The sequence below is a fragment of the Chengkuizengella axinellae genome (assembly GCF_030730905.1).
GTDB classification, from domain to species: domain Bacteria; phylum Bacillota; class Bacilli; order Paenibacillales; family KCTC-33759; genus Chengkuizengella; species Chengkuizengella axinellae.
The window spans coordinates 155,216-168,040 of the sequence record NZ_JAVAMP010000002.1; the positions used below are offsets into that span (position 1 = coordinate 155,216).

Annotated in this window: 11 protein-coding genes and 1 pseudogene; 10 read left to right on the forward strand and 2 right to left on the reverse strand. The window is 34.0% G+C overall.

What is annotated here, in order from left to right:
• Window positions 1-27 precede the first annotated feature (27 nt).
• From Q5Y73_RS06310 to Q5Y73_RS06335, 6 genes and pseudogenes are all read left to right on the forward strand, one after another.
• On the forward strand, window positions 28-1,308 hold the full coding sequence (locus Q5Y73_RS06310; protein ID WP_305991016.1) for a DUF418 domain-containing protein: 1,281 nt from the start codon (window positions 28-30) through the stop codon (window positions 1,306-1,308).
• Window positions 1,309-1,349: 41 nt separating this feature from the next.
• Complete coding sequence (gene deoB, locus Q5Y73_RS06315) at window positions 1,350-2,522, forward strand: phosphopentomutase (RefSeq protein ID WP_305991017.1); 1,173 nt, start codon at window positions 1,350-1,352, stop codon at window positions 2,520-2,522.
• Between the two features lie 151 nt (window positions 2,523-2,673).
• A complete protein-coding gene (locus Q5Y73_RS06320; RefSeq protein WP_305991018.1) occupies window positions 2,674-3,498 on the forward strand; it encodes a purine-nucleoside phosphorylase in 825 nt (274 codons plus the stop codon).
• A 208-nt stretch (window positions 3,499-3,706) separates the two neighbouring features.
• On the forward strand, window positions 3,707-5,716 hold the full coding sequence (locus Q5Y73_RS06325; protein WP_305991019.1) for a DUF5050 domain-containing protein: 2,010 nt from the start codon (window positions 3,707-3,709) through the stop codon (window positions 5,714-5,716).
• Between the two features lie 17 nt (window positions 5,717-5,733).
• Window positions 5,734-7,034, forward strand: a pseudogene (locus tag Q5Y73_RS06330) (pyrimidine-nucleoside phosphorylase).
• Window positions 7,035-7,446: 412 nt separating this feature from the next.
• Window positions 7,447-7,965, forward strand: coding sequence for an MFS transporter (locus tag Q5Y73_RS06335; protein ID WP_305991020.1), 519 nt, complete (start codon window positions 7,447-7,449; stop codon window positions 7,963-7,965).
• Window positions 7,966-8,185: 220 nt separating this feature from the next.
• Here Q5Y73_RS06335 and Q5Y73_RS06340 read toward each other — a convergent pair whose 3' ends face one another.
• Window positions 8,186-9,115 (reverse strand): NAD(P)-dependent alcohol dehydrogenase, encoded by a 930-nt coding sequence (locus Q5Y73_RS06340; protein ID WP_305991619.1) that lies wholly within the window; start codon window positions 9,113-9,115, stop codon window positions 8,186-8,188.
• Window positions 9,116-9,493: 378 nt separating this feature from the next.
• Here Q5Y73_RS06340 and Q5Y73_RS06345 point away from each other — a divergent pair, with 378 nt between their 5' ends.
• Genes Q5Y73_RS06345 through Q5Y73_RS06355 form a run of 3 tightly spaced genes read left to right on the forward strand, consistent with a single transcriptional unit; the run spans window position 9,494 to window position 11,090 of the window.
• Window positions 9,494-10,039 (forward strand): GNAT family N-acetyltransferase, encoded by a 546-nt coding sequence (locus tag Q5Y73_RS06345; RefSeq protein ID WP_305991021.1) that lies wholly within the window; start codon window positions 9,494-9,496, stop codon window positions 10,037-10,039.
• A 39-nt stretch (window positions 10,040-10,078) separates the two neighbouring features.
• Window positions 10,079-10,651, forward strand: coding sequence for a histidine phosphatase family protein (locus tag Q5Y73_RS06350; protein WP_305991022.1), 573 nt, complete (start codon window positions 10,079-10,081; stop codon window positions 10,649-10,651).
• Between the two features lie 16 nt (window positions 10,652-10,667).
• A complete protein-coding gene (locus tag Q5Y73_RS06355) occupies window positions 10,668-11,090 on the forward strand; it encodes a VOC family protein (protein ID WP_305991023.1) in 423 nt (140 codons plus the stop codon).
• Between the two features lie 190 nt (window positions 11,091-11,280).
• Here the strand turns inward: Q5Y73_RS06355 and Q5Y73_RS06360 are convergent, their stop codons facing one another.
• Window positions 11,281-11,940 (reverse strand): class I SAM-dependent methyltransferase, encoded by a 660-nt coding sequence (locus Q5Y73_RS06360; RefSeq protein WP_305991620.1) that lies wholly within the window; start codon window positions 11,938-11,940, stop codon window positions 11,281-11,283.
• A gap of 261 nt (window positions 11,941-12,201) precedes the next feature.
• Here Q5Y73_RS06360 and Q5Y73_RS06365 point away from each other — a divergent pair, with 261 nt between their 5' ends.
• Window positions 12,202-12,678 (forward strand): NUDIX domain-containing protein, encoded by a 477-nt coding sequence (locus Q5Y73_RS06365; protein WP_305991024.1) that lies wholly within the window; start codon window positions 12,202-12,204, stop codon window positions 12,676-12,678.
• The last annotated feature ends 147 nt before the right edge of the window (window positions 12,679-12,825 follow it).

Sequence of the window (12,825 nt, forward strand, 5' to 3'; positions counted from 1 at the left end):
GAAGTGTTATAATGATAATTTGAAAGTGTGTACATAAATGAAAATGTCACCAAAAGGAAGGAGAAAGAGCAAATTTTAGAGATAAAACAACCTATACAACCGCAAGAACGAATTACAATCTTAGATGTTTTAAGAGGCTTTGCAATTTTAGGGATATTGATTTCAAATATGCCTTATTTTCAGTCCCCTCAGTTATACAACAATTTATTGATTGAAAAAGTTTGGACGCATGCTTTAGACCCGTACATAGATATGTTGTATGTGGTTTTCATCCAAGGGAAGTTTTACACGTTATTTTCTTTTTTATTTGGCGTTGGATTTGTAATATTCATGTCGAGGGCTTCTCAATCAGTTGAAAAACCGAAATTGTTATTAAGTCGAAGATTATTTATTTTATTAATAATAGGTCTCATACACGCGTTGCTAATTTGGTGGGGGGATATTTTAGTTACATATGCTGTTCTTGGTTTTGTGTTACTGTTATTCACAAAAACTAATCCTAAGTGGTTATTAGGTATCGCCGTTGGCTTAGTGGCTGTGTATAATCTTTTGATTTATTTCTTAGTCACGGTTGTAAGTGAGCTTGGAAGTGAAAGTATAATACCAACACCAACAAATGATTTTTCTATAGAATTGATACGCATGAGAGATTCAATCCTTCACTATGGGGAGGGGACTTTCAATGAGATTATTATGCAAAATATAAATGATTGGTTATATGTATCTGATTCAGGAATTATTTCTGGTTTATTTTTAATTTTACCTATGTTTTTATTAGGGAGTTACTTTGGTAAACGTAATATCTTTGGAAGATTGAATGATCATGCAGCTCTGTTTAAAAAAATCTGGATTTGGAGTTTAATCGCTGGGTTACCATTACAAATGATGAAGTTATGGGCATATCAGTATATCAATGAATTTACTCTTTCTATTCATTCTTTTTGGTATTATGTTGGAATAACAATAGGAGATCCAATCATGTGTTTCTTTTACCTTACATCTATTGTAATATTATATCAGAGGCAGATTCTAAAAACTTTATGGATCAATATAAGCAGAGTGGGACGAATGGCATTAAGTCACTATTTGTTTCAATCTGTTATTTGTGGCTTTATTTTTTATAATTATGGTTTAGGTCTCTATGGTAAGTTAGGGCTTGGTATGGGATTCATAATAGCACTTATGATTTATATTTTTCAAATATGGTTCAGCAAATTCTGGTTTGGAAAATATCGATATGGTCCTGTTGAATGGATTTGGAGAATGTTAACCTATGGTAGTAAGATCAGCATAAGTAGGGGAAAATAAGCACGAATACTCAGTAATTAATTGCTAGGAGGAATTTTCAGATGAGTTTTAAACGTATATCTTTAATTGTATTGGATAGTGTAGGGATTGGAGAAATGCCGGATGCAGAACAATTTGGCGACAAAGGTGCTCACACACTTCAACATATAGCGGAGCATGCAAGTTTTTTTTCAATACCAAATATGGAGAAACTTGGTCTTGGAAATATAACAGAAATGAAAGGAATTCAAGCTGTTTCTAAACCTGTTGCACATTATGGGAAAATGGAAGAGGCTTCTGTAGGAAAAGATACAATGACTGGTCATTGGGAAATTATGGGGTTAAAAGTGACCATTCCTTTTAAAACTTATCCAGATGGCTTTCCTGAGGAACTGTTGAAACAATTTGAAGAAAAAACAGGCAGAAAAGTGATCGGAAATAAACCAGCTTCTGGTACAGAAATTTTGGATGAGTTAGGCGAACAACAGATGAAGGAAGGTTCATGGATCGTATATACTTCAGCAGATAGTGTATTTCAGATAGCAGCGCATGAAGATATTATTCCTTTAGAAGAACTTTATAAAGCATGTGAAATTGCAAGAGAGTTGACATTAGATGGTGAATTTGCTGTCGGCAGAGTCATTGCACGTCCTTACATAGGAGAACCAGGTAATTTTAAACGAACTGCAAATCGTCACGACTATGCTTTGAAACCACCTGCACGAACAGTGATGAATGAATTGAAAGATGGAAATAAAGACAGCATTGCTATAGGAAAAATAAGTGATATTTTCTCAGGTGAGGGTGTGACAGAATCCTATCCAACTAAAAGCAACTTGGATGGCATTAAGCGGACAATTGATGTATTGAAAAAGGACTTTAATGGCATGGTCTTTACAAATTTAGTTGATTTTGATTCATTATTCGGACATCGTCGTGATCCAGAAGGATATGCTAAGGCATTAGAAGAATTTGATGCGTATTTGCCCCAAATTATGGATGAAATTGGGGAGGATGATTTATTAATTATTACAGCTGATCATGGCAACGATCCAATCCATCATGGGACGGACCATACAAGAGAATATGTACCCTTGTTAATATGGAATCCAACTTTCTCAGAAGGAAAATCGTTAGGCATTCGTTCAACGTTTTCAGATATTGGAGCTTTAGTAGCAGATAATTTTAAGGTGGCTAAACCAGAAAATGGAACGTCCTTTATAAATGAATTATAAAGATAATCTTGCTTTCAGTGGGAGTTTTTATATCTTCCGCTGAAAGTTAGATGACCTTATCAGGTGAAATTATGCTGTTATCTCCCCCTTGAAAAAGAGGGAGTCTTACAGCATGAGAAAGTGATAAAAATGAAAAATGAGGTGCGTAGGAATGGGTAAAGAAATAATAAATGAAATCAAAGAATCAGCGCAGTATATTAAAGATAAACTAGAACAATCACCAGAAGTTGGACTTGTCTTAGGCTCAGGATTGGGTGTGTTAGCAGATCAAATTGAAGAAGCTACGGATATCCCTTATGAAGAGATACCTCATTTTCCAGTATCTACTGTAGAAGGACATGATGGAAAGTTGGTAATCGGTAAATTAGAAGGCAAAAATGTGCTTATGATGAAGGGCCGTTTTCACATGTATGAAGGGTATTCAGATGAAACCGTCTCATTCCCTATTAGAGTAATGAAGGAATTAGGAATAAAAACACTGATTGTTACGAATGCAGCTGGTGGAGTAAATACCTTATTTGAGCCTGGAAATCTGATGTTGATTCATGATCACATTAATTTTACAGGTAAAAATCCTTTGATAGGTCCTAATGATAGTGAATTGGGAGTTCGTTTCCCAGATATGTCTGAGGCCTATAGTAAAAGGTTAAGAGTGATAGCGGAAGCCGTATCGAGTGAGCTTTCAATTAAACTCCAGCAAGGTGTTTATATTGGATTGTTAGGTCCATCTTATGAAACACCAGCTGAGATTCGGATGCTGCGTGTTTTAGGTGCTGATGCCGTAGGAATGTCCACTGTTCCAGAAGTCATTGCAGCAAGACATGCTGGTATAGAGGTGTTAGGTATTTCATGTATTAGCAATATGGCTGCTGGAATATTGGATCAGCCGTTATCTCATGACGAGGTAATGGAAACTACCGAGAAAGTAAAGGAGCAATTTTTAGGATTGGTCAAAGGTATTATTCCAAAACTATAATAGGGATTAACACTGGAATATGAATGATGTTTAAAAAAACCCTCGAAATGACAAAAATTAATAAAATTTGTATGCAACTTTTTACATGGAAAAATCGTACAACTATATAGTGATAAAAAACACATCCAAGGTTTAACCACTGCGGATGTGTTTTGCAAAAGTAGAGAGTGAACCAAATAATGCAAAGTATGGTCATGGAGAGGGATCTATGGAAAATAAAGAGATAAAAAACAAGATCAACAATAAGAAATTATATATGAAGATTATATATTCCGTGGGATTAGTACTTGTCATTGGTTTCATCGTGTGGTGGTTATATCCATCAGAAGAAATGATCGAGCCACCAACAAATCGGGATACGGAGAGAAAACCAGTAATAGGAGAGGAATTTCCTCCTATACCTTACCCACCTAAAAAACCCTTTATAGAAACCGTTCCTGAAAAGCCTGAGGTTAATCTAACAGTGATTGAATCAGGAAATATTATTTATGATGAGAATGAAATCTTTTTCCGAAATGAATTAGATGATTTTAAATTATATGTATTACATAATGAAAATGCTGAGCCAGCGAAAGTAATGGATGAAGCAGTCCATCTTATGGCTAAGATAGAAGATCAGATCCTATATACAAACACAAGTGACGATGGGATTTACAGCATTAATAAAGATGGGACGAATAAACGTACAATTACAGAGGATTCATCTCATCAATTTATTGTTCAAGACACCTGGGTTTATTATGTGAACGCATCAGATCAACATAAACTAACAAAAATAAAGCTGGATGGAACAGAAAAAGAAGTTTTATCTGATGAAGAAATTGATAGCTTCTTGATTAATGGAGAATGGATTTATTATGTGAATAGCACACAGGAGTTTCGTCTATATAAAATGAAAAACGATGGATCATCCAAGTTAATCGTTTCAAAGGATTCTGTTAAAAATGTAAAAATATTTGAAGATTGGATTTATTACTTGAATGAAAGCAATATTTACAAAATGAATACGGATGGAATGGAGCATGATTTAGTTTCTAATGAATATATTCAGTTTTTTCAAATTTCTGAAGATTGGATTTATTACCGAACAGAAGGAGTTGGGGGGAATTTATGGCGAATGAAGCTTGATGGCACGAACAAAGATCAAATTTCTATTTCTGGATATGATCCTGACTTTATTGAAATTTGGGATGGGTGGGTATTTTATTCCAGCAATTTCCTAAACAAAGCGCTTTACATTTTAGATAATGAAAAAAAGAAGGTCTCAGATCAAGATGTTAGCAGCTTGATTGTGTATAATAACTGGATCTATTACATAGATAATGATGATTATAAGCTTTATCGAATGGATTTTAACGGTGAAAAAATAGAAAATGTTGTGGATTCAATTGTAACGTATTATCTCATCTATAATGACAAAATATTTTATAGAAATGCTTCAGATGAAAATAAACTGTATGAGTCTGGACTATCAGGCGAGAATAATATAAAAGTATTAGATCAAAGATTTCTGAAATTTGAGCTCCATGGCAATCAATTGTATTTTATTGAAGACAGTCAACAGCAGCGATTATTTCAATTAGATCTGGAAAGTAAGGAACTATCTAAAATCACAGATGAACAAGTATATACTTTTTATATATTAGATGGGAAAATTGCGTACTCTTCACAAGCAGGTTCAAACATTGTGGATTTAGACGGGTCTAATTTGTTCAAATTAACGGATGGATACATTGAAGAGCCTAAGCTTCAAGAGGATTGGATTTATTATGCTGGATTTGAGGAACAATTAAAGTTATTTCGAATAAAACAAGATGGCAGTGACCAAACCTTACTGACTTCCCTTAGTCAAAGTGAATATGTTATTTTAGATGACTGGATTTATTATGTTGAAAATAAAAAGCTGCATAAAATAAAAACGGACGGCACTGACAGAACTAAAATTAGTGATCGAAATGTGAAATATATCTTGATGATCGAAGAGGGTTGGATATATGCTTCTTCCTCTATGCAGACAGGTCATCACAATATTTATACAAGCCTATTTAAAGTGAAAACGGACGGAAGTGTTGATGAAAATTTAGTCAATGGATACATCGAAGATTTAGAGTTAACGGACCAAGGACTCCTATTTACTGAAAATCAAGAGCGCTATCGAACTTTTAAAGTTAAAATAGATGGATCAGATGAGAGTGTATTATATACTCAGGCATCATAAAAAAGGAGAAATACAACATGAGAATGGTTGATTTAATTTCAAAAAAAAGAGATGGTATATCTTTAACTAGAGATGAAATTGAATATATCATTAGTGGATATACGGATGGGGCTATCCCTGATTATCAGATGTCCGCATGGGCGATGGCTGTTTTTTTTCGAGGGCTGGATGCTAATGAAACATCTGACTTGACAATGGAAATGCCAAATCAGGAGATCAAGTGGATTTGTCGGAAATACAAGGCATTAAAGTAGATAAACATTCAACAGGAGGAGTAGGCGATAAAACAAGTTTAATTGTTGTTCCGTTAGTTGCTTCAGTTGGGGTTCCTGTAGCAAAAATGTCAGGCAGAGGATTAGGTCATACAGGAGGAACAGTAGATAAGTTAGAGTCTATTGAAGGGTTCAAAATTGAACTTAGTAAGGAAGCGTTTATTCGAAACGTAAATGAGGTCAAAATGGCGCTTGTAGGACAAAGTGGAAACTTAACACCTGCAGATAAAAAATTGTATGGATTGAGAGATGTTACAGGGACTGTCAACTCTATGCCTTTGATTGCGAGCTCCATTATGAGTAAAAAGATCGCTTCTGGTGCGGATGCTATCGTTTTAGATGTAAAGGTTGGAGCGGGTGCATTTATGAAATCTTTAACGGATGCAAAGAAATTAGCAGAGACAATGGTTTCCATCGGAAATCGACTGAATCGAAAAACAATTGCAGTGATTACGGATATGAATCAGCCGTTAGGATATGAGATTGGAAATGCAAATGAAGTGCGGGAAGCAATTGAAGTATTAAGTGGAAAAGGGGAAGAAAGATTAACAAAAGTAAGTTTGACACTAGCTGCTCATATGGCTGTTGCAGGAGAAGTATACTCTGATTTCAATACAGCATATCAAAAGCTGGAGGAAGTATTAACAAGTGGAAAATCACTTGAAACTTTTTCCAAATTCATTGAATCACAAGGTGGAAATTCACAGCTTGTCACTCAACCTGAAAAATTGCCTCAAGCCAAATATCAAATAAAAGTAACTGCTGCACAAAGTGGATATATTAAAGAAATCAATGCAGAAATGATGGGGAATGCAGCCATGCACTTAGGTGCAGGCAGAAAAACAAAAGAGGATCAGATCGATTATGCAGTAGGAATAACCCTAAAGAAAAAAGTAGCTGATGAAGTAAAGGCTGGGGAAGTGATTGCAGTGATCCACAGTAATATAGAAAATGTACAAGATAGTATAGAACTGATACAACAGTCTGTGAAAATCAATAAAGATCATGTGGAAGAATTACCAATTATATATGAGGTTATTGAGTGAACTCGTTCAAACACAGTCTAAACATCGAGAAATCAGATGAAGACTCTACTCCCGCTGATTTAAAGATACGACCTATAGGTGAGATAGGGTCTAATGTGTTATTGACATTGATTAGAATGTACAATTATAATGTGAGGGATATTGTATATTCTAATCTTAAAGGGGAATCCGCTACCATGTTGAGCATCATCAAACATAGTTTTTAGTGAAGACAATAATAAATAGGATGGATAAATGATAAATTAAAGTTTACAATGAGTAAGCTTATTTCGTTATTTTCCCTTCCACACTAAAAACTTATGGGAATCGGCTTATAATACATTTTTGTTACTGTACTAAGGCTGTAAACAATCATATTGTTTACAGCCTTTCGATGTTCTTTAAGCCGTGTTCGCACTTGGAGGAAACGTTGATGCAAAATAAATGGATCCCTTTGTTATTTACACAAGGTATTTCTTTAATAGGTAGTCGAATGACTGCAATTGCAATTGGAATTTGGTTGTATGAAACAACAGGAAAAGCGACTTATTTATTACTGGTTCCTTTTTTCACTGAGATGCCGATGTTAATGGCTGGATATTTAGGTGGAATAATTATTGATCGTTGGGGCAGAAAAAAAATATTGATACTTGGAGATTTTGGTCAAGCTGTAGGTTCAATATTGTTATTACTAAGCATTCTTTCCGGTCATTTTCAGCCTTGGATGTTATATTCTGTTGCATTCATGCAAGGTGTATTTACGATGATACAGGAACCTGCGATAGATGCCACATTTCCCTTATTAGTACCTGAAAGAGAGCTAGATAAGGTGAATGGGGTAAAGGAAATGTTATTTCCATTTGCAGGGATTGTTTCACCTATATTGACTGGGATTTTATATTCTATGTTTGGAATTACAGGAGTCATTTTAATAGATTTCATTTATCTGTAACTGGTTTTATCATAATAATGACAACGTTCATATTTATGAAAAATACAAACTTTAGAAATATGGAAAAGAAATTGAGGGAAAAACGGTAAGATATTAACGGATTATATCGTATTATGAGGTCAGCCAGCCTGTAGTATATACCCTATAGAGTAGACACGTTATAAAGGCCTGCCCTATAGGGGGATTTTAATTAGGTGTTGTGGAAGATCATGTGTATATCCTACCGCAAAATCTCAATCACTACATTACCCTTCTTATGACCCAAGTCTACATATCTATGGGCTTCAACGATCTCTTCCATAGGATAAACTCTATCTATATATGGCTTAAATTTGTCTTCTACCATTAATTTTCTAATTTTCAATAATTCTTCAACCCTTGTTTTTGAATAACTACTGTTTGTATCTTTGTGAACATTAAGATAAACACCTGTTTTTTTCAACACTTTTTTTGCTTTTGATTTAGGTAACTTATCTACAGCATCAAATATGACATCATACTTTTTATTTAATTGTGTAATATCTTGCTTAGTATAATCAACTATATGTTCTGCCCCTAATGACTTTGCTAGTTCTAGATTCTTTTTGCTACATACAGCTGTTACAATTGAACCGTAATGGTTTGTGGCAATCTGTACTGCACTTGAACCTACAGCACCTGAAGCACCATATATAAGCACCTCTTGCCCTTTCTGAATATTGGATTTTTGAAGACAACGAATTGCAGACATTCCAGCTCCAACTGAAGCAGCCGCCTCCCCAAAAGATAATTTATCAGGTTTCAAAGCCAGTACCCCATCTTCAGGTATACATTTATATTCAGCATAGCCACCAAAATCTACTTCAAATGTAGATGCAAACACCATGTCTCCAACCTTAAACTTGGTTACATGTTCTCCAACTTCCTCGATTTCACCTGCTAATTCCATCCCCAATATGGATCTTTTGGGCTTCAACATTCCAAGGTACATTCGAGCAAACAGCCATTGAAAAGGAGGTACTGAGAAGGAGCGCATTCTTACATCCCCTTTTGTAACAGTTGTAGTGTAAACTTTTATTAACACTTCAGATTGCTTAGGTGTAGGTTTTCTTAATTCTTTTATATGAAGCACTTCTGGTGCACCATATTTTTCATAGACTATCCCTCTCATATTATCTTCTTTCATAATTGCCCCCTAATATACATTCCAGTTAACACATAGGTTAACCAAATGACAATCTTATTTTATGAATTAATAGTATATTCCAGGTATTGACTCTAGATGATAATTCTTCAAAGAAAACATTCCCTATTGTATTTCTGTATTAATAAAATAATACACTAATACTGTTTGGGTGTCAATAAGTTCCATTTTGTTGATCTTGACCTGAAAGAAAACTGATTTTCTGAATAATAAACAACGATAATAAGAGAAGCGTCATTTTTATGGTAAGGTCCCCTTGTACAGTTTTAAGAAATTTGAAATAATGATAATTACGCAAATAGGTAGCATTTGGATTTGAGATCATGAAGATAGGGGAGAAAACTAGTGAGTGTTAAGGTTCCCACTTTAATCGGAGACTTAGTTAAACTAAGACCACTTAATTATAAAACTGATCATATAGCATGGTTTGAAGTTGAACAAGATGAAAGCATGCATGAATGGGTAGGTAATTCAGTTCCAACATCATATAATGAGGTGAAGCAATATTTGTATGAGTTATATCCTAAACATTTTATGATTTGGATGATTGAAGAAAAAAAGACGAATAAGGTAATTGGAATGATGCGAATTAGTCACCTTCAATCTATTGAAGGAAAACTAGTGGCAGGTGACTCACAAAGACTACATTCCAGTTATTGGCGAAAGGGATTTATGAAAGAATCTCGTAAGTTAATTTATAATTATGTGTTTAATGAATTAAAAGTAGATGTTTTATTTGCAGATGTCTGGGATGGGAATATTAATTCTATTAAATCCTTAGAGTCTGCCGGGTATAAATTAATAGACGTTAGAAGCGAATATTGTAAAAAGTATGATCGAAAACAAAACAAATTATACTACCAACTACAGTCATCGCACTTTAAGAAATAAATATATAAAAAATCATTACTCTTTATGGAGGCTGCTACTTTGAAAACTTTTATTTACATGGTGAGACATGGCGAATCACCTAAGTCAGAAGGAGAAAGAGCACGAGGATTAACTGATAAAGGGAAAGCGGATGCTTATCGAATAACTGAAATATTGAAAAGAGAAGGGATTGAAGTGTTTGTTTCAAGTCCTTACCAACGAGCAATATTAACCATTCAGGAGTTAGCTACATATTCAGAACAAGAAATCATAGTATATGAAGATCTTAAAGAACGAGTTTTTTCTAATGAAGATAAAAGAATGGACGATAATAAGTTACTTCCTTTGTTAAAGAAGTCGTTTTCTGATCCAACCTTTGCTCCAGTCGGAGGGGAGTCTAATATAGTTTGCCAGAAAAGAGCTGTAAAGGTTCTAAAAGAATTATTAACGAATTTCCAGGGAAGTAAAATAGCAATAGGCACGCACGGAGCTGTAATGACTTTAATGATGGGGTATTATGATAGTCAGTACGATTTCAATTTTTTGCTGCATACATCGAAACCAGATATATACAGAATGGAATTCAATGGACAGAAGTTAGTAAAGGTGGAAAGACTTTGGAATATTCAGTAAAGGAGGTGGTTATAACATGAGGCAATCCATAGTACATATCGCTTTAGTTGTTAGAGATTATGATGAAGCTATAGACTTCTATACAAAGAAACTTAAATTTACTTTAATAGAAGATAGTTATCAAGCTGAACAAGATAAGCGTTGGGTTGTAGTTTCTCCTCCTGGTTCCGTTGGGACAACCATACTATTGGCAAGAACATCGAAACCTGAACAAGAACAATTTATAGGTAATCAGACTGGTGGGAGAGTATTTTTATTTTTAAACACCGATGACTTCTGGAGAGATTATAAAGAAATGACAGCTAATGGTATAGAATTTGTAAGAGAACCTAAAGAGGAACCTTATGGAAAGGTAGCTGTTTTCAAAGATTTGTATGGGAATTTATGGGACCTTATAGAACTAAATAAAGAACACCCCGTTTCAAAACGCATAAAATAAATAATATAAACAATAATAAATTTAGTAGATTCAACAGGGTGAAAAATATAATTTAGTATAAAAAATGAGAGTTGAAAATGTTTATCAGTATTTTGAATAAGAAAAGAGGTATCCAATAGTAGAAAAATAGACTATTGGATACCTCTAAAATGTTCTAAGAGATATGAAATTGATGCAGTTATTAAATCATCTATATTACTCTTTTTTGAAAAATAGCAGTCCAAAGGTCAGAGTGGCCAAAAGTAAGGCTTGCATGATCCACATCTTTCATTTTTCGAATTTCAATAACATCAAACTCATGGAAGATATGCATTAATTTTTCTTGAGTAAATCCAACCCCACCTCTGACACTAAGGTTTCGATATACATCTTTATCTGAGAAAAGAGCCCCTCCTAAACTACCACCATAAACAAAACAGGTTAAAGCATAAAAACCACCTGGTTTAAGGGCTTCATTCACTAGATTTAAATAACTGATTCTACGATGTGGAGGCAAGTGATGTAAACAACCTGAATCATAAACGATGTCATAGGATAGAGGATCTATGTTTATATTAAAGATACTTTTATGTATAAAGTTAATAGATAAATTTTTTTCTGAAGCACGTTCTTTTCCCCACTCTATTGCTTCTTTAGAAAAGTCAATCGCATCTACTTTGCATCCTTTTCCAGCTAAGAACAAAGCATTTCGTCCAGGTCCACATCCTAACTCTAGTACCTTTCCAGGGTTTAAGATTCCTTTTTCTAAGTATTGAACTAAGTTTTCATCAGGGAGATTTTCAAAAAAAGGTATCTTTTTATTTCTATCTGTATAAAATTGATCCCATGAAAAATTTGTTTTTTCCATCATTAATTCATCTAAAAGATTGAATAAATCCTCTGTAGTTTGAACTGTTCCATATGCCAAATACGTTCCCTCCTAATTGATAATAGCAGTCATAAAATGATGATTAAATGTAATGTTTTTATATATTTAAATTATACCAAAATTAATGAAGGTAAATGGGGAGTAGAGTCATTTTATCGCTCAATAAATAGAGTGATTTGTATGCAAAATATACAAGTATAAAGTACAATAAGGAATTTAAATTGAATAGAAAGGAGATGTAGAATGACGTATCATATAAGAGTAAAAGCAGGTGCACTCATCATAGAGAACAACTCAATTCTTTTGGTAGAATTTAATGACGAAAATGGTGTTCATTATAATTTTCCAGCAGGTGGGGTAGAACCGGGTGAAACGGTTATAGAAGCCGTACAAAGAGAAGCTAAAGAAGAGGCATCCATCGATGTTGAAGTTGGTCCTTTAGCATTAGCTTATGAATATGCACCACATTTGAATGATAACATTTATGGAGAAACACACTCTATCCATATGATGTTTGAATGTAAAATAAAAGAAAACGCTATACCGAAAATGCCGAGTAATCCTGATCCAAATCAATCAGGTGTAAAATGGATTCCACTTTCTAAAATAAATGATATTGTTTTGTATCCTAATATAAGGGAACAAATTCTTCAATATGTGCAAAATAGAAAAAATATTAACTTGGAAGAAGAATATTTGTTAGAAAAGTATAAATCTTAGCTTAAAGATGAGAAGAGGGCGACATTCCCATTTTTATATTGGAATTATCGCCTATATCCCAGATCGTGTTATATATTTAGGATTCACTCTGACTAAAACTCAATGAACGCTTTTATTACATTATTAGCAGGATCTAGTAGAGTATCA

What these genes read in the sequence shown, in the direction of transcription:
- deoB (WP_305991017.1), top strand. Translation starts at nt 1,350, where the DNA reads ATGAGTTTTAAACGTATATCTTTAATTGTATTGGATAGTGTAGGGATT.
- Q5Y73_RS06320 (WP_305991018.1), top strand. Translation starts at nt 2,674, where the DNA reads ATGGGTAAAGAAATAATAAATGAAATCAAAGAATCAGCGCAGTATATT.
- Q5Y73_RS06325 (WP_305991019.1), top strand. Translation starts at nt 3,707, where the DNA reads ATGGAAAATAAAGAGATAAAAAACAAGATCAACAATAAGAAATTATAT.
- Q5Y73_RS06335 (WP_305991020.1), top strand. Translation starts at nt 7,447, where the DNA reads ATGCAAAATAAATGGATCCCTTTGTTATTTACACAAGGTATTTCTTTA.
- Q5Y73_RS06340 (WP_305991619.1), bottom strand. Translation starts at nt 9,115, where the DNA reads ATGAGAGGGATAGTCTATGAAAAATATGGTGCACCAGAAGTGCTTCAT.
- Q5Y73_RS06355 (WP_305991023.1), top strand. Translation starts at nt 10,668, where the DNA reads ATGAGGCAATCCATAGTACATATCGCTTTAGTTGTTAGAGATTATGAT.
- Q5Y73_RS06360 (WP_305991620.1), bottom strand. Translation starts at nt 11,940, where the DNA reads ATGATGGAAAAAACAAATTTTTCATGGGATCAATTTTATACAGATAGA.
- Q5Y73_RS06365 (WP_305991024.1), top strand. Translation starts at nt 12,202, where the DNA reads ATGACGTATCATATAAGAGTAAAAGCAGGTGCACTCATCATAGAGAAC.